The organism is Synechococcus sp. MIT S9509, from assembly GCF_047303035.1.
GTDB lineage: Bacteria > Cyanobacteriota > Cyanobacteriia > PCC-6307 > Cyanobiaceae > Synechococcus_C.
The window spans coordinates 2,524,595-2,542,725 of sequence record NZ_CP138940.1 but is presented as its reverse complement, the minus strand read 5'-3'; the positions used below and the strand labels follow the sequence as shown (position 1 = coordinate 2,542,725).

Annotated in this window: 19 protein-coding genes; 8 read left to right on the top strand and 11 right to left on the bottom strand. The window is 59.0% G+C overall.

Features of this window, described 5'->3' with window-relative positions:
- Window positions 1-59: 59 nt before the first annotated feature.
- The 3 genes from SIB73_RS14110 to fabI all read right to left on the bottom strand — a co-directional run bounded on the left by SIB73_RS14110 (window position 60) and on the right by fabI (window position 3,085).
- The gene (locus SIB73_RS14110; protein ID WP_413404135.1) at window positions 60-1,547 is read right to left on the bottom strand and encodes a carotenoid oxygenase family protein; all 1,488 of its coding nucleotides are present in this window, start codon (window positions 1,545-1,547) and stop codon (window positions 60-62) included.
- A gap of 68 nt (window positions 1,548-1,615) precedes the next feature.
- The gene (gene hisB, locus SIB73_RS14105; protein ID WP_413404137.1) at window positions 1,616-2,221 is read right to left on the bottom strand and encodes an imidazoleglycerol-phosphate dehydratase HisB; all 606 of its coding nucleotides are present in this window, start codon (window positions 2,219-2,221) and stop codon (window positions 1,616-1,618) included.
- A gap of 81 nt (window positions 2,222-2,302) precedes the next feature.
- Window positions 2,303-3,085: an enoyl-ACP reductase FabI gene (fabI, locus tag SIB73_RS14100; protein ID WP_413404140.1), complete on the bottom strand. Its 783-nt coding sequence runs from the start codon at window positions 3,083-3,085 to the stop codon at window positions 2,303-2,305.
- Between the two features lie 118 nt (window positions 3,086-3,203).
- Between fabI and SIB73_RS14095 the strand changes: the two genes are divergently transcribed.
- Window positions 3,204-4,145: an FAD-binding domain-containing protein gene (locus SIB73_RS14095; RefSeq protein WP_413404142.1), complete on the top strand. Its 942-nt coding sequence runs from the start codon at window positions 3,204-3,206 to the stop codon at window positions 4,143-4,145.
- Between the two features lie 3 nt (window positions 4,146-4,148).
- On the top strand, window positions 4,149-4,577 hold the full coding sequence (locus SIB73_RS14090) for a hypothetical protein (RefSeq protein WP_413404144.1): 429 nt from the start codon (window positions 4,149-4,151) through the stop codon (window positions 4,575-4,577).
- On the opposite strand, the gene SIB73_RS14085 is transcribed toward SIB73_RS14090, so the two are convergent.
- Window positions 4,535-5,167 (bottom strand): hypothetical protein, encoded by a 633-nt coding sequence (locus tag SIB73_RS14085; RefSeq protein WP_413404146.1) that lies wholly within the window; start codon window positions 5,165-5,167, stop codon window positions 4,535-4,537. The genes SIB73_RS14090 and SIB73_RS14085 overlap by 43 nt on opposite strands.
- Here SIB73_RS14085 and SIB73_RS14080 point away from each other — a divergent pair.
- Together SIB73_RS14080 and SIB73_RS14075 are read left to right on the top strand one after the other, a co-directional pair.
- Window positions 5,166-5,783, top strand: a complete 618-nt coding sequence (locus tag SIB73_RS14080) for a thioredoxin family protein (protein WP_413404148.1) — start codon at window positions 5,166-5,168, stop codon at window positions 5,781-5,783. The two genes, SIB73_RS14085 and SIB73_RS14080, sit on opposite strands and share 2 nt — an antisense overlap.
- 10 nt (window positions 5,784-5,793) lie before the next feature.
- Window positions 5,794-7,005: a DegT/DnrJ/EryC1/StrS family aminotransferase gene (locus SIB73_RS14075; RefSeq protein WP_413404150.1), complete on the top strand. Its 1,212-nt coding sequence runs from the start codon at window positions 5,794-5,796 to the stop codon at window positions 7,003-7,005.
- Window positions 7,006-7,007: 2 nt separating this feature from the next.
- Here the strand turns inward: SIB73_RS14075 and SIB73_RS14070 are convergent, their stop codons facing one another.
- A complete protein-coding gene (locus tag SIB73_RS14070; protein WP_413404152.1) occupies window positions 7,008-8,486 on the bottom strand; it encodes an FAD-binding domain-containing protein in 1,479 nt (492 codons plus the stop codon).
- A 14-nt stretch (window positions 8,487-8,500) separates the two neighbouring features.
- Window positions 8,501-9,061 carry an NUDIX hydrolase gene (locus tag SIB73_RS14065; protein ID WP_413404154.1) on the bottom strand — a complete coding sequence of 187 codons (561 nt, stop codon included), beginning with the start codon at window positions 9,059-9,061 and terminating at the stop codon, window positions 8,501-8,503.
- Between the two features lie 26 nt (window positions 9,062-9,087).
- On the opposite strand from SIB73_RS14065, the gene SIB73_RS14060 reads away from it, so the two are divergent.
- Together SIB73_RS14060 and SIB73_RS14055 are read left to right on the top strand one after the other, a co-directional pair.
- Window positions 9,088-9,378 (top strand): hypothetical protein, encoded by a 291-nt coding sequence (locus SIB73_RS14060; protein WP_413404156.1) that lies wholly within the window; start codon window positions 9,088-9,090, stop codon window positions 9,376-9,378.
- Between the two features lie 26 nt (window positions 9,379-9,404).
- Window positions 9,405-10,517 carry a DegT/DnrJ/EryC1/StrS family aminotransferase gene (locus tag SIB73_RS14055; RefSeq protein ID WP_413439641.1) on the top strand — a complete coding sequence of 371 codons (1,113 nt, stop codon included), beginning with the start codon at window positions 9,405-9,407 and terminating at the stop codon, window positions 10,515-10,517.
- Window positions 10,518-10,825: 308 nt separating this feature from the next.
- Here SIB73_RS14055 and folK read toward each other — a convergent pair whose 3' ends face one another.
- Window positions 10,826-11,335 carry a 2-amino-4-hydroxy-6-hydroxymethyldihydropteridine diphosphokinase gene (gene folK / locus SIB73_RS14050; RefSeq protein ID WP_413404160.1) on the bottom strand — a complete coding sequence of 170 codons (510 nt, stop codon included), beginning with the start codon at window positions 11,333-11,335 and terminating at the stop codon, window positions 10,826-10,828.
- 21 nt (window positions 11,336-11,356) lie between these two features.
- Between folK and SIB73_RS14045 the strand changes: the two genes are divergently transcribed.
- A complete protein-coding gene (locus SIB73_RS14045; protein WP_413406130.1) occupies window positions 11,357-13,522 on the top strand; it encodes a magnesium chelatase subunit D family protein in 2,166 nt (721 codons plus the stop codon).
- 10 nt (window positions 13,523-13,532) lie between these two features.
- Here the strand turns inward: SIB73_RS14045 and SIB73_RS14040 are convergent, their stop codons facing one another.
- Window positions 13,533-14,462: an MlaD family protein gene (locus SIB73_RS14040; RefSeq protein WP_413404162.1), complete on the bottom strand. Its 930-nt coding sequence runs from the start codon at window positions 14,460-14,462 to the stop codon at window positions 13,533-13,535.
- A 3-nt stretch (window positions 14,463-14,465) separates the two neighbouring features.
- On the bottom strand, window positions 14,466-15,209 hold the full coding sequence (locus SIB73_RS14035) for an ABC transporter ATP-binding protein (protein ID WP_413406132.1): 744 nt from the start codon (window positions 15,207-15,209) through the stop codon (window positions 14,466-14,468).
- 263 nt (window positions 15,210-15,472) lie between these two features.
- Here SIB73_RS14035 and SIB73_RS14030 point away from each other — a divergent pair, with 263 nt between their 5' ends.
- Window positions 15,473-16,807 (top strand): gluconeogenesis factor YvcK family protein, encoded by a 1,335-nt coding sequence (locus tag SIB73_RS14030; RefSeq protein ID WP_413406134.1) that lies wholly within the window; start codon window positions 15,473-15,475, stop codon window positions 16,805-16,807.
- Window position 16,808: 1 nt separating this feature from the next.
- Here the strand turns inward: SIB73_RS14030 and SIB73_RS14025 are convergent, their stop codons facing one another.
- Together SIB73_RS14025 and nuoB are read right to left on the bottom strand one after the other, a co-directional pair.
- Entirely contained in the window at window positions 16,809-17,357 is a 549-nt protein-coding gene (locus SIB73_RS14025; RefSeq protein ID WP_413404164.1) for an NAD(P)H-quinone oxidoreductase subunit J, read from the bottom strand.
- Window positions 17,354-18,127 (bottom strand): NADH-quinone oxidoreductase subunit NuoB, encoded by a 774-nt coding sequence (gene nuoB / locus SIB73_RS14020; RefSeq protein WP_413404166.1) that lies wholly within the window; start codon window positions 18,125-18,127, stop codon window positions 17,354-17,356. The genes SIB73_RS14025 and nuoB overlap by 4 nt, the downstream gene beginning before the upstream one ends.
- Window positions 18,128-18,131: the final 4 nt, after the last annotated feature.

The following is an 18,131-nucleotide window of genomic DNA, read 5'->3' as shown; positions in this document are numbered from 1 at the left end:
CTCAGAGCCTTTCAGAACCATGACCAGCACCACTTCAGACACCACCAAATCCGACTGGTTCAGCGGGCATCAACCCAGCAGCCGTGCAGGCCATGGGGAATGGCCAAGGGCAGCTCGAACACCGCCAGCTCGCGAAGATCAGCCGCGTCAAGGATCACAAGATCGGACCCTTCCCGATCACCGTTCCACACCAGTTCCAGCACCCAGCCATCATCTTCCGCGCTTGCGCCGGGCCTGGGAACCATCAGGGGCTCACTCACAAAACCATGAGGCACGGCGCTCCAGATCCGACGTTCACCACTGACCAGGTCGAGCTTCTTGACCACCTGAAGCGGATCATTGCCCTGCTCACGCGCTGCAGCCGCCATCCAGGCGAAACGACAGGGCAGACCTTCCTTGTCGGGGTTCACCATCGCGAATTCACAGCAGCGCTCACTAAGCCGCGTGGTCTGCACGCTGGCGCTCTCCAGGTTGATGCGGCACTGCTCGAGCAATCCCTCTGGAATCAGATCGAAATCGACGGCAGCGAAATCAACATCAGGGCCGATCGAGGGGAAATCGCTGTAGTAGATGCTCTCCACTACCACATCACCCTCCTGCTCCCAGGCGTTGAGGTGGAGAAACACAAAGCCCTCGGGGGCGTCAACAATCCGCGGGGGCTCACCTGCATGGGCACCACTGTCGCGTGGGATCAGCCAGAATTTGGCCTGACCATCCTGCTTGGACTGCAGGCACTGGGCCGCCCCTTTCCTGCCGAGCACAAAAGGCAGAGGGTTGAAGTCGATCGCGTTCTGAAGGAACACCGCCCAGTTGGGTGTGATGGCGAAATCGTGCAGGAAGGCAAAGCCGTTGAAGCTGTCACGCCGATCGCTCAGAAGATCTCCCGCCTTGATCCCAGCGGCAGGATCATCAACAGTGGCGAATTCCATCAAGCGGATCGTGCTGCGCGGGCCGGTGTTGACTCCGAAGGTGACCATGCGCGGCCGATCGTGATGACCGGGATCGAAGCGGGGGTGAGCACTGAAGGCCTCACCTTTCTTCAAAACACCACCCAAAAGACTGATGCCATGGGTCTCAAGGGTTCGAGGATCGAGCGCATGGGGTTCAGCCGCTTCCCAGAGCGCCAGCAGCTGGTCACCAAGCTGCACAACACCGGTGTTGGCAATGTTTTTCAACCTCAGATCAAAGGCATTGGCCAACGGACCTCCTGGTTTCTGGCTTCCGAACACACCGCGATACAGCACCTTGCCCGCTGCCTCCTCCGCTTGCCAGCCAGCGGTACGCACAAAACGGTTGGTGAGCGAAACCCCCTCGGCATTGAACTCGATCGCCGTGATCATGCCGTCACCATCAAAGGGATGATGAACGCGCTGGCCGTCACGCTCCAGCAGCCCGGGTCCGTTGCGATAAAGGGTTCCCAACAGTTCGCGCGGCACAGTTCCCCTCGCCGGCTCAAGCGCAACATCAGTGAGCTCCTGCTCCACATTGCGGAATGCGCTGGCCCATTCCGACCGGTTGAAGCGTTCAGTGGCGGGAGCGACGGTCACGGAGAACAACTGCAGCGATCTCCATCTTCTCGTAACGGACTGTGAAGCGTGTGACGTGCGGCAGGAGCTCAGTTCGCCCCTGCCTGCTCCAGCACACCCTTGCTGCTGGGAACCGCACCGGCCCGCCGCGGGTCAATCTCCGTCGCCATACGCAACGCTCTGGCGAAGGCCTTGAAACAGGCTTCAACGATGTGATGGGAATTGGTGCCGTCCAGCTGACGGATGTGGAGGGTGAGTCCGCTGTTGTTGACCACCGCCACGAAGAACTCCTTGACCAGCTCGGTGTCGTAGCGACCGATCTTCTCGTTCGGAATGCTGAGGCTGTACGAGAGATGAGGCCGGCCGGAACAATCCAGCACAACCTGAACCAGCGCTTCATCCAGCGGTGCGACAAAGTGACCGAAACGCACAATCCCCCTGCGATCACCTAAGGCCTGTGCCAGGGCCTGCCCGACGGCGATACCAACATCCTCATTGGAGTGGTGATCATCGATGTGGGTGTCACCCACCGCATCGATCTCCAGGTCGATCAGGCCATGGCTGCTGATCTGATGAAGCATGTGATCCAGAAAGGGCACGCCGGTGCTGGCCTGACACTTGCCACTTCCGTCCAGATCCAGGAACACCTTCACATCGGTTTCACCGGTGACTCGATGGATCTCACCCGTACGCATGCTTTTTGCTCCGGAGGCGGCGGCTCGCTGTTCCGATCATGCCGAAACAGGCGGCGCTGACCAAGGGCCTTCAGCGCAGAGTCACATGCCGTTGATGCAGTAACCGGCATCCACGTAGACGGTCTGGCCGGAAATTCCACTGGACAGGTCACTGAGCAGGAATGCAGCGGTGTTACCCACTTCCGTCTGGGTGACGGTGCGACGCAGCGGCGCTTTCTCCTCCACGTTGTGGATCATGTCGAGGATGCCACCGATCGCGGAGCTGGCCAGTGTGCGGATCGGCCCTGCACTGATGGCATTCACACGAACCTGCTTGTCTGGGCCAAGCTCTGCGGAGAGGTAACGAACGGACGCCTCCAGAGCGGCCTTGGCCACACCCATCACGTTGTAGTTGGGGATGGCTCGTTCAGCGCCCAGGTAAGTCAACGTGACCACCCCGGCCTTCTCACTGAACAAGGGCTTGGCATGTCTGCAGAGAGGTGCCAGCGAATAGGCGCTGATCTCCAGAGCACGGGCAAAACCCTCCGAGCTGGTGGCGCTGTAATCACCGATCAGCTCTTCCTTGCCAGCGAAAGCAAGACAATGCACCAACCCATCGAGTAACCCCCACTTCTGCTTGATCTGGGCGAAGACCGTTTCCATCTGAACGGGATCCTGAACATTCAGGGGCAGAAACAAAGAGGGCTCCAGCGGAGCGGTGAGCTCACGGACCTTGGTTTCGAAGCGCCCTTTTTCATCGGGGAGATAGGTGATGCCGAGCTCTGCTCCAGCGGCTCTGAGCTGCTGGGCGATGCCCCAGGCAATCGATCGATTGTTGGCGATGCCGGTGACGAGAATCTTCTTACCCGTGAGATCGAGAAGCATCGGACCGGTGTTTACTGAACTGTTGGGGGATTCTCCACCATCCCCGCCCCGAAGACCTTTGGGAGGTCGCGTTTGAACCGATGGATCGACAGGATGGCTTTCCAGAGCCGATCATCCGGTGCCTCCGCGTCCCAGCTCCACCTCAATATCCTGGCCTGAGAAGCCTGGCGATCTGCCGAGAGATCTCTCAGACCGATCAGAACTCGACCGTCTGCTGGCAGAACAGTTTCCTGAAGCCGGCGGGAGGCTCAGCCCACTGCGCGGAGGCCGGGACGCTGCGGAGAAAACACTGAGCCTTATCGATCCTCGTCGTTACACCAAAAGCCGCAATCACCTCAAAGGCGCAGTCACCGGATTGTCGCCATACATCCGTCACGGGGTCTTGAGCCTCGCCGAAGTGCGTGATGCAGTGTTCCAGCGCATTCGCAGCAGGGACGAGGGAAGCAAGCTGATCAATGAGCTGGGCTGGCGCGACTTCTGGCAGAGGATGTGGCGAGACCTCGGAGACGGCATTTACGACAGCAGGGAAGAGCTCAAGACAGGGCACGATCCCTCCTCCTATGCACGTGAACTCCCGGAGGACATCCGCTCAGGGAGAACAGGCCTGGCCTGCATGGACGGATTTCAAAGTGAGCTCACGACCCGTGGCTGGCTGCACAACCACGCCCGCATGTGGATGGCGGCTTACGTGGTGCATTGGCGGAAGGTGCACTGGAAAGCAGGAGCAGACTGGTTTCTGGAGCATCTTCTCGATGGAGACCCCTCCAGCAACCATCTGAGTTGGCAGTGGGTGGCCAGCAGTTTCAGCCACAAGCCCTATTTCTTTAACAAAGGCAATCTGGAGCGGTTCAGCGACGGACAGTTCTGCAGGACCTGCAGCAGCAACGACTGCTGTCCATTCGAGGGCAGTTATGAGCAGCTCGAAGATCAGTTGTTTGCCAACCAGGGCGCCATTCGCGATGTTCCGGCGAGACGCCACCGCAACCCCCAGCAACGCTCAGGAGGACGACAGAATCCGAAGCGAAGCGGTCAAGCGGCCATGGCCCGACCGAAGCGCTGAACCATGACTCTGCAACGACCAATCATCTGGGTGCATGAGGAAGCTCTCGGTTCCCGCAATCCGGCGCTGCTTGAACAGCCGGATCGTCCGGCCATCTTTGTCTTTGACACCCGGTGGATCCGCGAAGCCTGCATCAGTCGTAAACGTCTCGGATTCCTCTACGAAAGCGCCCTGGATCTGCCCGTCACCCTGCGCAAGGGTGATGTCGCCAGGGAAGTGATCGCCTTCGTTGAGCGTCATCAAGCCGATGGAGTGGTGAGCAGCCTGCCCGTCGATCCACGCCTGGAACGCATCGCTCAGTCCATCGAACAGCACTGCCAGCTGGACTTGCTTGCACCCGAACCGTTTGTTGACATGCCGCGCCCCCCTCGGCTCGGGCGCTTCAGTCGCTACTGGCGAGACGCTGAACCCGTGGTCTGGGAAGGCTTCTGATCGTCTCCGAGGAGGTTCTTCTCACGTTGCTTTTCCTCTTTGGGGTCGATCAGCAGATCCCGCTCCTCATAGGCCGGTAGCCGGACAGGCGTCAGCTCTGATGCTTCTGTGGGAGGGGGAGTCCACTGCCAGCGGGCCTCAGGAGCACGCTGCTGGCAGAGAGCCTTCAACTCCTTTTGCAGCGCCCGTCGCACATCGCCCCTGCGCACGGCAGCGAAGAATTCCTCACGTGGTGCAAGCCCTGCACTGAAAGGTGCTGTGCCGTTGCCGTTGAAAAGACGGGCAGCGTCGGGAAACCAGCGTGGTGTGCAGACCGCTGGGTCGTCGGAATTGGTTTCGAGAAAGAGGTGAAGACCGAAGCCATCGGGCTGGCTCACAACCGCAAGGCCGTCATGGGGCGTCCGCCGCTGAAGTGGGAACACCTTCCAACTGGCGCGCTGCTGGGCACCCAAGCAGGACGCAAGAGCCAGAACAACAGTGATGCAGGAGATCCGAGCTGCCTTGGCAAGCCTGAGCACACATTCTCTGCGCCAGGAACCGAGTCTGAACCAGGATGAAGAGCGATGCACCATCTGTTGCTCGTTCGCCATGGCTGTCACTCCCTCGACCATGCTGCCCCTTGGCGAAGCGCTGCCCGCGTTCCGGTTGCCCGTGGTGAGCGGAGGCTTGAGGAATGGCGTTGCCGCAGCAACACTCAGCGACAGCGAGCTGCCTCCACAACCGCTGCTGCTGATGCTGATCTGTGCACACTGCCCATTTGTGAAGCATGTGGAGCCCGAGCTGAGCAGGCTTGCTGAGCACTACAGCCCAGCAGTGACCCTGCTGGCCATCTCCAGCAACAGCCTCATCACCCATCCGCAGGATGGCCCGGAAGGGCTGCGCCATCAGGCAGAGCAGCGGCAATGGCGTTTTCCCTATCTCCTCGATGAACAGCAAAGCCTGGCCAAAGCTCTGAAAGGTGCCTGCACACCTGAGTTCTACCTGTTCAGCCCCAATGAAGCGGGCCTCCAGAGCCTGCGTTATCGCGGTCAGCTCGACGGCAGCCGCCCAGGGAACGATCAGCCACTGGATGGTCGCGATCTGCGCATGGCACTGGATGCGGTCCTGAACGGGCAGCCTGTCAGCGGAGAACAGAGACCATCTGTCGGCTGCAACATCAAGTGGCATCCCGGACAAGAGCCACCGTGGTTCGGGGCACCGGCTTAAGGTGCCACCCATGCAGGTGCCTCCCTTCAGTCTCAGTCAGCAGCTCGCCGACCTGGGGCCTGAACTTGATGAAGCCGCGCTGCGTGTGCTGCGCAGCGGGCAGTACATCGGTGGCACCGAAATCAAAACGTTTGAAACAGCCTTCGCTGCAAAGGTCGGCACGGCGCATGCGGTTGGCTGCAACAGCGGCACGGATGCCCTGATCCTGGCGTTGAGAGCCCTGGGCATAGGGGTTGGTGATGAAGTGATCACAGCCTCCTTCAGCTTCTTTGCCACGGCCGAAGCGATCAGTGCCGTGGGAGCGACTCCTGTGTTTGTGGATGTGGATCCACTCACTTACCTGATCGATCTCAATCAGATCGCGTCAGCGATTACGCCTGCAACAAAAGCCCTGATCCCAGTGCATCTGTTTGGGCGGCCCGTTGACATGACGCGGTTAATGGCGATCGCCGCAGAACACAACCTTCGCGTGATCGAAGACTGCGCTCAGGCCACAGGCGCCAGCTGGAACGGCAAACCCGTCGGCAGCTGGGGCGATACGGGCTGCTTCAGCTTTTTTCCCACCAAAAATCTCGGAGCGGCTGGTGATGCAGGCGCCGTGACCTGCCACGACGATTCTCTTGCTCAACGCATGCGCGAGCTGGCCGTGCATGGCATGCCCCGCCGCTACCTGCACACGGATCTGGGATACAACAGCAGGCTCGATGCGATCCAGGCCGCAGTACTGAATGTGAAACTGCCGCGGCTCAACCAATGGGTCGAGCGCCGCCGGGAGATCGCCCGGCGTTATCGCGAAGCTTTAAGGGATGTGCCAGGCCTGCTGCTTCCCGACGCATCGTCGGGTCATGACCATGGCTGGAATCAGTTTGTTGTGCGTGTCACGGTCTGCCCGGCTCCAATCTCCTCCAGTGCCGGTGATCATCCCAGCGAGTTCGGGCTGCCCAGCAGTCATTGCCGTGACTGGCTGAAACAGAGCCTGCAGGAACGCGGGGTCAGCACGATCATCTATTACCCCATTCCCATTCATTGCCAGCCGGCTTACGCGGATCAGCATCGAGACACCCGTCTGCCGATCACCGAGCAGTTATGCAGCGAAGTGCTGAGTCTGCCGATCTTCCCGGAGCTCTCCAACGAGCAGCAGGAACAGGTGATCTCCGTTCTGCGCTCACTGCTCTGCCAGACAGCACCGCTGGATTCGCAGACCTGCAGCGTGGCGGCCTGAGCTCAGGATCGGATCCGGGCGTACAGCGCCTTGAAATGGGCCTGCTGCTTCTTGTGATCGATCAGAGGTTCTGGATAACCTCGTCGCTCAAGAGCACCGATGTCACCGCTGAGCAGGTCCTTGGTGTTCACATGGCGCAGCTCCGGCAACCAGTGACGGATGTAGTCGGCGTCGGCGTCGAACTTTGATGCCTGCGTTGAGGGATTGAAGATTCTCAGTGGCTTGGGATCCATGCCGCTGCTGGCACTCCATTGCCAGCCACCGTTGTTGGCTGCGAGATCACCATCCACCTCCAGCTCCATGAAGGCCCGCTCACCCCAACGCCAGTCGCAGATGAGGTCTTTGACCAGGAAAGACGCCACAATCATGCGGCAGCGGTTGTGCATCCAAGCGCTCTGATTGAGCTGACGCATCGCCGCATCGATGATCGGCATTCCCGTCTTGCCCTCTCTCCAGGACTCAAACCACGCTTCGTTGTTCTCCCAGGGGAAGCGTCGCCATTGCTCGCGGTAAGGGCCATCCGCCAGTTCCGGGAAATGGAACAAGGCCTGCTGGTAAAACTCACGCCAGCCCAGCTCCTGCTCCCACACCGTGATCGCATGCTGCTGTTCATCACTGCGCACGATCTGCTTGGCGCTCTGGGCAGAGCACCAGGCCTGCCTCGGACTGACCGTGCCGACACTGAGAGCCGCACTCAGCGATGAGGTCCCCTGCTGCCCAGGGAAATTGCGATCAGGCTCATAGCCCAGCAGGGGACTGTCAGCGAACCTCGCCAATTGATCCGCAGCAGCGGTTTCTCCGGGGCGGCAGGGGCACAACTCCGTGCCGGCGAATCCATGGCTGCTACGCAAACGCTCGAGCTCGAACTGTCCCTGTGAACAGAGCCGACCAAGATCGCCTTCAGCAGAACTGATCTGCTGGAGCTGAGACCCGGTCAGATCCTGCAGACCCTCCGGAGCTTCCGTGATGCGGGGGGCAAGCCGTTCCACCTGACCACGCCAGTTGCGCAGGAAAGGTCCATACACCCGATATGGGTCCCCTCCTCCGGTTCTGAGTGACTCCGGCGCCACCAGCAGCTGGTCCCAGTCGACCAGCAGCTTGCGACCATCGTTCTGCAGAGCCTTGGCCACCTGACGATCACGCTCACGGGCATAGGGCTCCACATCACGACTCCACACCACGGTGGGTGCGTCAAGAAGAGCCGCAAGCCGGGGTAACAGCAGCACCGGATCACCGGCCAGCAGCAGCAGGCGACTCCCGGCCTGACGCCAGCGCTGCTGCAGTTCGACCAGGCTCTCCACCAGGAACCACAACCGAGCGGGCGCCATCGGCGGCAGCTGGGGCGGAGGTGTGATCAGAGCCGGATCAAACACATAAACACCGGTCACAGCAGGACCCAGTGCCGCGGCAGCCTGAAGACCGGAGTTGTCCGACAGGCGCAGATCGCGGCGGTGCCAGAACAGCGTACGTGGGGTACTCATGTGTCGTTATGAATTCAGAAACCGAGCAACTGCTTGGCCCGATACCAGGCGGTGACACTCTTGCCATCGAGCCACTCCTCACCGGAACCGAGACGAGCATCAAGTTCGGCAACACTCATGCGCAGAACCTCCAGATCTTCATCGTCGTCACCGGCAGGGGGGTTCTCAAGCGCTGTGAGATCCCTGGCCAGGAAACAATGGATCACCTCATCGGAGTAACCCGGGCAGGGAAACATCGGACCGAGAGCATCCCAGCGTGCAGCGCTGTAGCCAGCCTCCTCACCAAGTTCCCGCTTCATCGACTCCAGAGGATCTTCCCCCTCCTCAAGCGTGCCGGCCGGAAACTCCAGCAACCTGGCCTGAACGGCGAAGCGATACTGCCGCAGCACCACCACCTGGCCTCCGTCGGTGATCGGGACCGCCAGTGATGCCCCGGGATGACGAATGATCCCGAAGCTGCCCTCCACTCCCATGGGCAACCGGATGCGGTTGCGCTCGAAACGGACCTTGCGCGCATCCAGGGCTTCGATGGTCTCCAGCAGCTCGTAGGGCTCCGGAGCCGGCAGCGGGGCCATGGCTTGTCAGGACAGCGGGCACCAGCATGGCGGTTGAGCTGCAGGATCGACGAGACCCTCTCCTCAACTGGCATCACACTGAACGATCGAGCATTGACGTTCTTTCACATTTCAACATTCCCCCGCAGCTCCAGCGGCTGCATTTGCTTAAAGCCTTGTCTAAAAAGGCAGGCTGTGAATACCTATCCCTGCGGGCGCTGAATTCCACCGAGACAGCTAAAAGTTTTGTTATATTGGCAATGCGAATTTCAACATTAATTTGGAAAAGATTTCATACGCAAAAACAGTTTACGGAAATGAAGAAATTCAAGCAGTAAATAACTGCTTGAACGAATCGACCCAAATGGGAAAATACTCACGTAAATTTGAAAAAAAAGTAGCCGATTTATTCAGTAAAAAATATTGCTTATATGTCAACTCCGGCTCTTCAGCACTTTACATAGGTGTCGAAGCCTTGAATCTCCCCAAAGGAGCAGAAGTTATCACTCCTGCGCTGACATTCTCAACTACAGTTGGATGCTTAGCTAAAAACAGCTTAATACCGGTTTTCGTTGACGTTGAACCCTTAACATTCAATATTGACCCTTTAAAGATAGAAGAGGCTATTACAAATAAAACCGTAGCCATATTGGCGCCTAATTTGATGGGCAATATCTGCGACTGGGACATAATTAGAGAAATTGCTCAAAAACACAATCTGCTTTTACTCGAAGACTCTGCTGACACAATTGGAGGAACACTTCACGGGAAGAGCAGCGGTTCATATACAGATTTATCAATTACTAGCTTTTACGGCTCCCACATCATCAATTGCGCCGGAAATGGTGGGGCTTTGGCTCTCAACGATGATTCAGCACTAGAAAGAGCAAAACTGCTTAGGTCTTGGGGGCGAAGCTCTTCACTTTTTGACGAAAATAGTGAAACAATAGAAAATCGCTTCAATGTCAATCTGGATGGAATTGAATACGACGCAAAATTTGTATTTGAAACCGTAGGGTACAATTTAGAAGGCTCGGAAATAGGGGCAGCTTTTGGTCTGGAGCAGATTAAAAAACTACCCGCCAACATTAAAACAAGGCAACACAATTTCAAAATTCAAAAAGATTTTTTTGACAGCTTCGGAGATTTTTTTGATACTCCACTAGAAAATCCCAACTGCGAAACTGCATGGCTTGCCTTTCCAGTAATAATTAAGAATTCAGCCCCATTCAAACGTAGAGAATTTCAAATTTACTTGGAACAAAGGAGCATTCAGACCAGGGTTGTTTTTACGGGCAATGTCACAAGGCAGCCAATGTGCAAAAACATTCAAAAAAGAGTTTCAAAATCAGGCCTATCTAACTCTGACAACGTTATGGAGAATGGCGTCCTCCTTCCAGTACATCACGGCATGACACAAGAAATGTTTGCAAGATTTCAACAAACCGTTAGCGATTTCGTAACCTCTAAAAAATAATATTAACACAATTGCAAGAGTCCTGGAAAGTATTTAAATACAAAGTAGATATTTTTCAGGTCTCTAACGCAAATTTTCAACTTCTTAGATCTTTCACAATTTAACACTGCACATACACCTGATCCAAGCAGTCCAGGAATTTTCTATACTCTAAAAATATCGTAATACAATAGGTTAATTTTGCTTAGAGTTCCATGCAGCATGAATAAAAATCCTTAAAAAACTGACTTTCAAATAGAGCATTAATTCCCCTTGCATGGTCAAAAGCGAAATTGGAAAAACAAATTTTTCAATTTTAAAGTTTTGATTCAGTTACTCCACTCCACTGAACGCTGCATGGCTGCCAGCAGGGGTTCAATAACAAACGCGCGCAGGTGCAGGCGAGGGTGAGGCAACACCAGGAGCGGATGGTCCAGACGCCATTCACCCCAGAAGAGGAGATCCAGATCAAGGCTGCGCGGCCCCCATGGCAGCTCCTGATCCCGATCACGCCCGAAACATCGCTCAAGCTGATGCAGCTCGGCGAGCAACTCCAAGGCCGCTGCCTCGGAAGCAGGACCCTGCACAGCGTTGAACAGCACCACGGCATTGCAGTACAGGGGCTGCCTTGGAGGCCCGCCCACCGGAATCGTCTCCAGCAGTGGCGACCAGGAGCAGCGGATCTCTCCCGCCCCAGTCCCGGCCCAGGTCGTTACAAGTTGCTCCAGCAGAGGACGCACCGCGATCAAGGTCTGGCGGGGCACACCTGTACTGCTGGGCAGATTCGCCCCAAGAGCGATGGCGAGGGGATGAGCCTGATCAGCGAGACTGGCGCTCACGCGCAGGGCCGGCAAACATTCATGGTTTCAGGTGGAGGGGTCGCCAGCGGACTGGCCAGCACAGCTGCTCAGGAACAGGCGAGCCGCGCCTTCCCACTGGCAGCCATCACAGGCCATGGAACGCTGAAACTTTCGCTGATGCTGGCAGCGGTGGACCCCAGCCTCGGCGGGGTGATCATCGCCGGAGGCAGAGGCACCGGCAAATCGGTTCTGGCCCGGGGCCTGCACGCCCTGCTGCCACCAATCGAGGTGCTGGATCAGGAGAGCACCGATGTGCCTGCAGGTCCCGGACTCAACCTCGATCCGACCAGACCGGAGGAATGGGATGGGAGCTGGCGCGAGCAGCTGAGCGGCGAACCACCCTCCAAGGTGATTCCCGCTCCTTTCGTGCAGGTGCCCCTCGGCATCACTGAGGACCGACTGGTGGGTGCCGTGGACGTGGCCGCATCACTGGCCAGCGGCAGCCCCGTGTTCCAGCCGGGGTTGCTCGCCGAAGCACATCGCGGGGTGCTCTATGTCGATGAGCTCAACCTGCTCGATGACGGCATCATCAATCTGCTGCTGGCAGCGGTGGGCTCTGGCCAAAACCAGGTGGAACGGGAAGGCCTCAGCCTCAGCCACCCCTGCAGACCGCTGCTGATCGCCACCTACAACCCCGAAGAGGGCAATGTGCGCGACCACCTGCTCGACCGCTTTGCGATCGCCCTCTCAGCCAATCAGCTGGTGAGCACGGAAGAACGCGTGGACATCACCAATGCGGTGCTGAGCCACGGCCAGTGCAGCCGCAGCTTTTCCGAGCGCTGGAAGGAGGAAACCGATGCTCTGGCGACCCAGCTGCTGCTGGCCCGGCAGTGGTTGCCGGACGTGCGCATCAGCCATGAGCAGATCGAATACCTGGTGACCGAAGCGATCCGCGGAGGCGTGGAGGGGCACCGATCCGAGCTCTATGCCGTGCGTGTTGCCAGGGCCCATGCAGCCCTCAGCGGCCGTGAACAGGTCGAAGCGGACGACCTGCAGGTGGCTGTGGCCCTGGTGATCGCACCGCGCGCGTCGCAACTGCCGCCGCCGGATCAGCAGATGGAGCCACCGCCACCGCCGGAACCCCCTCAGGACCAGAACCCGCCGCCACCGGACGCGGGCGAACAGAACCCGGAGAATCAGCCACCGCCGCCTGAAGGGTCTGATCAGGATCAGAACGACCCTCCCGAGGAGGACTCCAGCGACAGCGGTGAAGACGAGAACAACGACAATGAGGATGAAGAGCTTGACCAGGACGAGGCACCGCCCTCGGTCCCCGAAGAGTTCATGCTGGATCCCGAGGCGGTGTCCATTGATCCCGACCTGCTGCTGTTCAACGCTGCAAAGAGCAAGAGCGGCAGCAGCGGCAGTCGTTCGGTGGTGCTCAGCGACAGCCGCGGCCGTTATGTCAAACCGATGCTGCCCAGGGGGCCTGTGCGCCGCATCGCCGTGGACGCCACGCTGCGTGCGGCGGCGCCCTATCAGAAAGCAAGGCGAGAACGCCAGCCTGGACGCAGCGTGATCGTTGAAGAAGCCGATCTGCGCGCCAAGCTGTTGCAGCGCCAGGCCGGAGCCCTGGTGATCTTCCTGGTGGATGCCAGCGGCTCCATGGCCCTGAACCGCATGCAAAGCGCCAAAGGTGCCGTGATCAGGCTGCTCACCGAGGCCTACGAAAACCGCGACGAGGTGGCGCTGATCCCCTTCCGCGGCGATCAGGCCGAGGTGCTGCTGCCTCCCACACGCTCAATCACCGCAGCGCGCCGGCGCCTGGAATCGATGCCCTGCGGCGGCGGATCACCGCTGGCCCACGGATTGACCCAGGCAGCCCGCGTTGGCGCCAATGCACTGGCCACAGGCGACCTGGGCCAGGTGGTGGTGGTAGCGATCACCGATGGTCGTGGCAACGTGCCACTGAGTACATCCCTCGGCCAGCCTGAGCTGGAAGGCGAAGAAAAGCCCGACCTCAAACAGGAAGTGCTGGATGTCGCGGCGCGCTACCGGATGCTTGGCATCAAGCTGCTGGTGATCGACACCGAACGCAAATTCATCGGCAGTGGCATGGGCAAAGATCTGGCCGAAGCTGCTGGGGGCAAATACGTGCAGCTGCCCAAGGCCAGTGATCAGGCGATCGCATCGATCGCCATGGAGGCGATCAATGCAGTGACCTGACACCTCAACTTCACTGTGAAGAGTTGGTCTGAGCGGGATAAACCTCCTCGAACAAGGTGCCTAGCCCGATCATCACGCTGCGCAACCCTTGCATGAAACGGGGATCATCGGTGAGCTGTTCGATGTCGCCCCCCACTTGATCGATGCGAGCTGTGAGTTCACGGGCATTGGTCACCGTCTGCTTGAGATCACTGACCGTTTCAGGGTTGTCGATGGCCCCAGCCAGGTTGTTGATGTGTGCCGCAGCCTGAGCCGCTTCGGCAGTGGCCCTGTTCAGATTTTGGATCGTGGGTTTGGCTCTGGCCACCTCGGCACGCAGCTGGCTGACCAGCGTGTCGACGTTCTCCGCAGCCACATCGGCTGTGTCGAGAAACTTGGAGGCGTCCTGACTGGTGATCCCGAACTGCTTGGTGGACTCCACCAACGTGGGGATCAGATTCGACTTCTTGGCTTCATCAAGCAGCTGCTCGAGGGAAGCCGTCACAGTGGTGAGACTGGCAGCCGACTCGCCGGGCAACGTGGCTCCATTGCAAAGGATGCCGCTCTTTGCGCAACGGCCTGAATTCGGCCTTGGTGCATCCTTGGGCAGCGGCGCACCGGTTGTGACCAGTTCGACCTGGGAATCACCCCCCAGCAGGGAGGAGGACGAAACAGAGGCCTTCACAGGCAAGGGAAGTTTCAGATCATCAGCACTGATCTCAAGGGTTGCCTTCACCGCCATTGGTGTGACTTCAATGGATTGCACCGTGCCAACCATGATTCCCCGGAACGTGACCGGTGAACGGGCCGCCAGTCCTCCGGCATTGGCGAAATCCGCAGTCACCGTCCAGGTCTCCGAACCAAGACGCACACCTCTGAGCCAAAGCATGGTGCCTGCAAATCCTGCGATCGCTCCAACGATCGAAAACCCAACAAGGGCTTCACGGACACTACGGCGCATGGCTCATTGGTCAGAGGGCTGCATTGGTCCGCGCAGGTTACCTGTCCTGAACTGAACGACGTAGGGGTTATCGGTCGCTCGGTACTCATCCACCGTTCCGTCCCATTGGAAACGCCCCCCGTAGAGCATGACGATCCGTTCCGCCGAACGCTCGATGGTGCTGTGCACATGGCTCACTACAACCGAACAGCCACGGGCCACGGTGGTGGTCTTCACGATCAGATCCTCAATCCGGGTTGAGGCCACCGGATCCAGCCCCGCCGTCGGCTCGTCGTAGAGCAACAGGGGCATCGCCCCTTCTTCACGATCGGGGTCATCAATCAGTGCCCTGGCGAAACTCACCCGTTTCTGCATGCCGCCGCTGAGCTGGCCTGGGTATTTATCGGCCACATCATTGAGCCCGACTGCCTCAAGACACTGCTGAACGCGCTCTTTGATCTGGGCAGGCTTCAAGCGCCCAAGACGCATCAACAGAAAGCCAACGTTTTCCTCAACCGTGAGGGAAGCCAGCAAGGCAGGATTCTGAAACACCAGACGCACGTCGGGCGGACGACGCTGATCGAGGCGAAGATAGTCCTGCAGTTCCCCAAACAGGCGCAGTTCACCGGCTGTGGGCAGCTGCAGCCCCGCCAGTAAGCGCAGGACAGTGGATTTGCCCGCGCCTGAAGGCCCAACCACGGCAATGCGCTCTCCCGGTTGCATGGAGAGTGTCACGTTGTCGAGCACAGGCTTGGCCCCCCACTGCATCGTGAGGTCACGCATCTCCACCACAGGAACCTGGGTTGCTGGAGATGTCGGGTCCAGCCGGGTCTGCACAGAGCTGTTGTGCGTTGCGCGCCCATCTTGCCTCGTTTGCACTGAAGGGATGGCCATCAGGAACAACTTCCGTACAGTTCCCTCATCGCAAGGGAAACGACAACCCTGGCCCCGGATACCACTTGAGCAGCCCCACTCACCGCGGACGCCGTCAACGCATCCGAGCCATACAAGCTGCACGGCAGCGTGATCTGATGTTGCGCTCACGCCGAGCGGTGAGTTGGCTTCAGCCAGGTCTGGTGGTGAAGCGCTGGTTGCTCACCTCCGGGATCGGACTGATGCTGGCCCTGCTCGGCGCTGCCGTCTGGGCCGACCTGCAGCCGATCTACTGGATGCTCTGGGCCATCCAGGAATCCCTGAGCTGGATCACCCGGGTGTTGCCGAGGGGAATCACCGGACCATTGGTGCTGCTTGTGGGAGTGGGCCTGCTGCTCTGGGGGCAAAGCCGCAGCTTCGGATCCATCCAGCAGGCGCTGGCACCTGAAAAAGACACCGTGCTGGTGGATGCGCTTCGCGCCAAAAGCCGGCTGAATCGTGGGCCAAACATCGTGGCCATCGGAGGTGGAACCGGACTGTCCACGTTGTTAAGCGGCCTCAAGCGCTACAGCAGCCACATCACGGCCATCGTCACCGTGGCGGATGACGGCGGCAGCAGCGGAGTGCTGCGCAGGGAACTGGGGGTGCAGCCTCCGGGCGACATCCGCAACTGTCTGGCCGCACTCTCCACCGAGGAACCCCTGCTGACACGTCTTTTCCAATACCGGTTCTCAGCCGGAGGCGGACTGGAAGGTCACAGCTTCGGCAATCTGTTCCTGTCGGCGCTCACCGCCATCACCGGCAGCCTGGAAACCGCGATCACGGCCTCCAGCCGCGTGCTGGCGGTTCAGGGACAGGTGGTGCCGGCAACCAATGTGGATGTGCGGCTGTGGGCGGAACTGGAAGACGGCCGGCGCATTGAAGGGGAATCGGCGATCGGAAAGGCCCCGAGCCCGATTGTTCGCCTGGGCTGTCTGCCGGAACGCCCCCCCGCGCTGCCGAGGGCTCTTGAAGCCATTGCCCAAGCCGATCTGATCCTTCTTGGACCTGGCAGCCTCTACACCTCGCTGCTTCCGAACCTGCTGGTGCCTGAACTGGTGAGTGCGATCCAGCGCAGCCGCGCACCAAGGCTCTACATCTGCAATCTGATGACGCAGCCTGGTGAAACCGATGGGTTGGATGTGAGCGGACATCTGAGGGCCATCGAAGCGCAGCTGGCCTCTCTGGGAATCAACAATCGGTTGTTTGATGCCGTGCTGGCACAGGAGCCAATCCACGAATCACCACTGATCAACCACTACCGCTCACGCGGTGCCGAGCCGGTGATCTGCAATCGTCGCGAGCTGGAAAGCGAGGGATACGACGTGATGGAAGCTCCCCTTCAGGGGACGCGGCCCACAGCAACTATGAGGCACGATCCCCGAAGCCTGGCTCTGGGAGTGATGCGCTTTTACAGGAAGCACAAGACCGACAAACCCTTAATGGCGAGCTGACTCAGTAAGCGTCCTGCATTTCGTAGAAATCTGGCTGCACATAGTCCTTGCGCAACGGCCAGCCGGTCCAGTCTTCGGGCATCAACAAACGCTTGGGATGGGGATGGCCTTCGAAACTGATCCCGAACATGTCGAATGTTTCTCGCTCCTGCCAGTCAGCTCCTCGAAACAGGCCATAGAGACTGGGAATAGTTGGTTCTCCCTCTCTGGACAGAAACACTTTCAGACGCACTTCGCGCAGCTGATCCACGAGCCCTTCGGCAACTTCCCCCAATGCAATGAAGTGATAGAAGCTGACCAGCTGCTGCCCGGGGCCCTCGTCGTAGCCGCCCTGGCACTGCAAATGATCAAAGCCATGGCTTTTCAGAGCTGCCGCAATCACAGGCAGAAACAGTGCCTCAACGCCGATCTGTTCAACTCCAACATGGTCGGGATCCAGCACTGCATGCTCAAAGCCCTGCTCACTCAGCCATTGACTGACCGGCCCGGGCTCGGGGCCTGTAGTTACTGGAACGTCAGCTTTGGTTTGCTTCTCAGGGGTGGCGCTCATGATTCCTCAGGGATCGTGACGGGCTCAGCTGTCTCCAGTGCCGGCATCGGCAGTCCGGCGCCTGGCTGGAGAGCGGCAACCTGCGTTTCAGCGCGCAGATAGGCGCCGGTGACGATGGGTTCAACGGGGGTCATCGCATGCTCGACCGTGCAGTAACGATGGGTTTGCATCAGCAAACGACGATCGGCCACAGACTCGTTGGCCACTTTTTTGCGGAGCTTGATCACCGCATCAAAAATCGCTTCAGGCCTCGGCGGGCAGCCCGGGAGATACAGGTCAACGGGAATCAGCTTGTCGACCCCGCGAACAGCCGTGGTTGAGTCCGAACTGAACATGCCGCCGGTGATGGTGCAGGCGCCCATCGCAATCACATATTTGGGTTCGGGCATCTGCTCATACAGACGCACCAATGCGGGGGCCATCTTCATCGTGACCGTGCCGGCAACGAGCAGAAGATCTGCCTGGCGAGGTGAGCTGCGTGGCACAAGACCGAAACGATCGAAATCAAAACGAGAACCCAGCAAGGCAGCGAATTCAATGAAGCAACAGGCCGTTCCATAGAGAAGTGGCCAGAGACTGCTCAAGCGAGCCCAATTGTGCAGATCATCAAGACTGGTGAGGATGATGTTTTCACTGAGGTCCTGGGTGACCGTTGGCACGCCATCGGCAGCGCCTGCCACTGGACCACAGCTGGATTCCCTCAGATCTCGGACGGCCTGAATCGAGGGGGCTTCGTCTGTTGTTGCAGCTCGTTCGATCGATGAGGTCATGGGA

Excerpts from the sequence above, each read along its gene's own strand:
- SIB73_RS14090 (WP_413404144.1), top strand. The coding sequence starts at position 4,149 with ATGACTCTGCAACGACCAATCATCTGGGTGCATGAGGAAGCTCTCGGT.
- SIB73_RS14025 (WP_413404164.1), bottom strand. The coding sequence starts at position 17,357 with ATGAGCGCCACCCCTGAGAAGCAAACCAAAGCTGACGTTCCAGTAACT.
- nuoB (WP_413404166.1), bottom strand. The coding sequence starts at position 18,127 with ATGACCTCATCGATCGAACGAGCTGCAACAACAGACGAAGCCCCCTCG.
- SIB73_RS14055 (WP_413439641.1), top strand. The coding sequence starts at position 9,405 with ATGGGAAAATACTCACGTAAATTTGAAAAAAAAGTAGCCGATTTATTC.
- hisB (WP_413404137.1), bottom strand. The coding sequence starts at position 2,221 with ATGCGTACGGGTGAGATCCATCGAGTCACCGGTGAAACCGATGTGAAG.
- SIB73_RS14035 (WP_413406132.1), bottom strand. The coding sequence starts at position 15,209 with ATGCAGTGGGGGGCCAAGCCTGTGCTCGACAACGTGACACTCTCCATG.
- SIB73_RS14060 (WP_413404156.1), top strand. The coding sequence starts at position 9,088 with ATGGCGGTTGAGCTGCAGGATCGACGAGACCCTCTCCTCAACTGGCAT.
- SIB73_RS14045 (WP_413406130.1), top strand. The coding sequence starts at position 11,357 with ATGGTTTCAGGTGGAGGGGTCGCCAGCGGACTGGCCAGCACAGCTGCT.
- SIB73_RS14040 (WP_413404162.1), bottom strand. The coding sequence starts at position 14,462 with ATGCGCCGTAGTGTCCGTGAAGCCCTTGTTGGGTTTTCGATCGTTGGA.
- SIB73_RS14080 (WP_413404148.1), top strand. The coding sequence starts at position 5,166 with ATGGCTGTCACTCCCTCGACCATGCTGCCCCTTGGCGAAGCGCTGCCC.
- SIB73_RS14070 (WP_413404152.1), bottom strand. The coding sequence starts at position 8,486 with ATGAGTACCCCACGTACGCTGTTCTGGCACCGCCGCGATCTGCGCCTG.
- SIB73_RS14065 (WP_413404154.1), bottom strand. The coding sequence starts at position 9,061 with ATGGCCCCGCTGCCGGCTCCGGAGCCCTACGAGCTGCTGGAGACCATC.
- fabI (WP_413404140.1), bottom strand. The coding sequence starts at position 3,085 with ATGCTTCTCGATCTCACGGGTAAGAAGATTCTCGTCACCGGCATCGCC.
- SIB73_RS14075 (WP_413404150.1), top strand. The coding sequence starts at position 5,794 with ATGCAGGTGCCTCCCTTCAGTCTCAGTCAGCAGCTCGCCGACCTGGGG.
- SIB73_RS14030 (WP_413406134.1), top strand. The coding sequence starts at position 15,473 with ATGTTGCGCTCACGCCGAGCGGTGAGTTGGCTTCAGCCAGGTCTGGTG.
- SIB73_RS14085 (WP_413404146.1), bottom strand. The coding sequence starts at position 5,167 with ATGGCGAACGAGCAACAGATGGTGCATCGCTCTTCATCCTGGTTCAGA.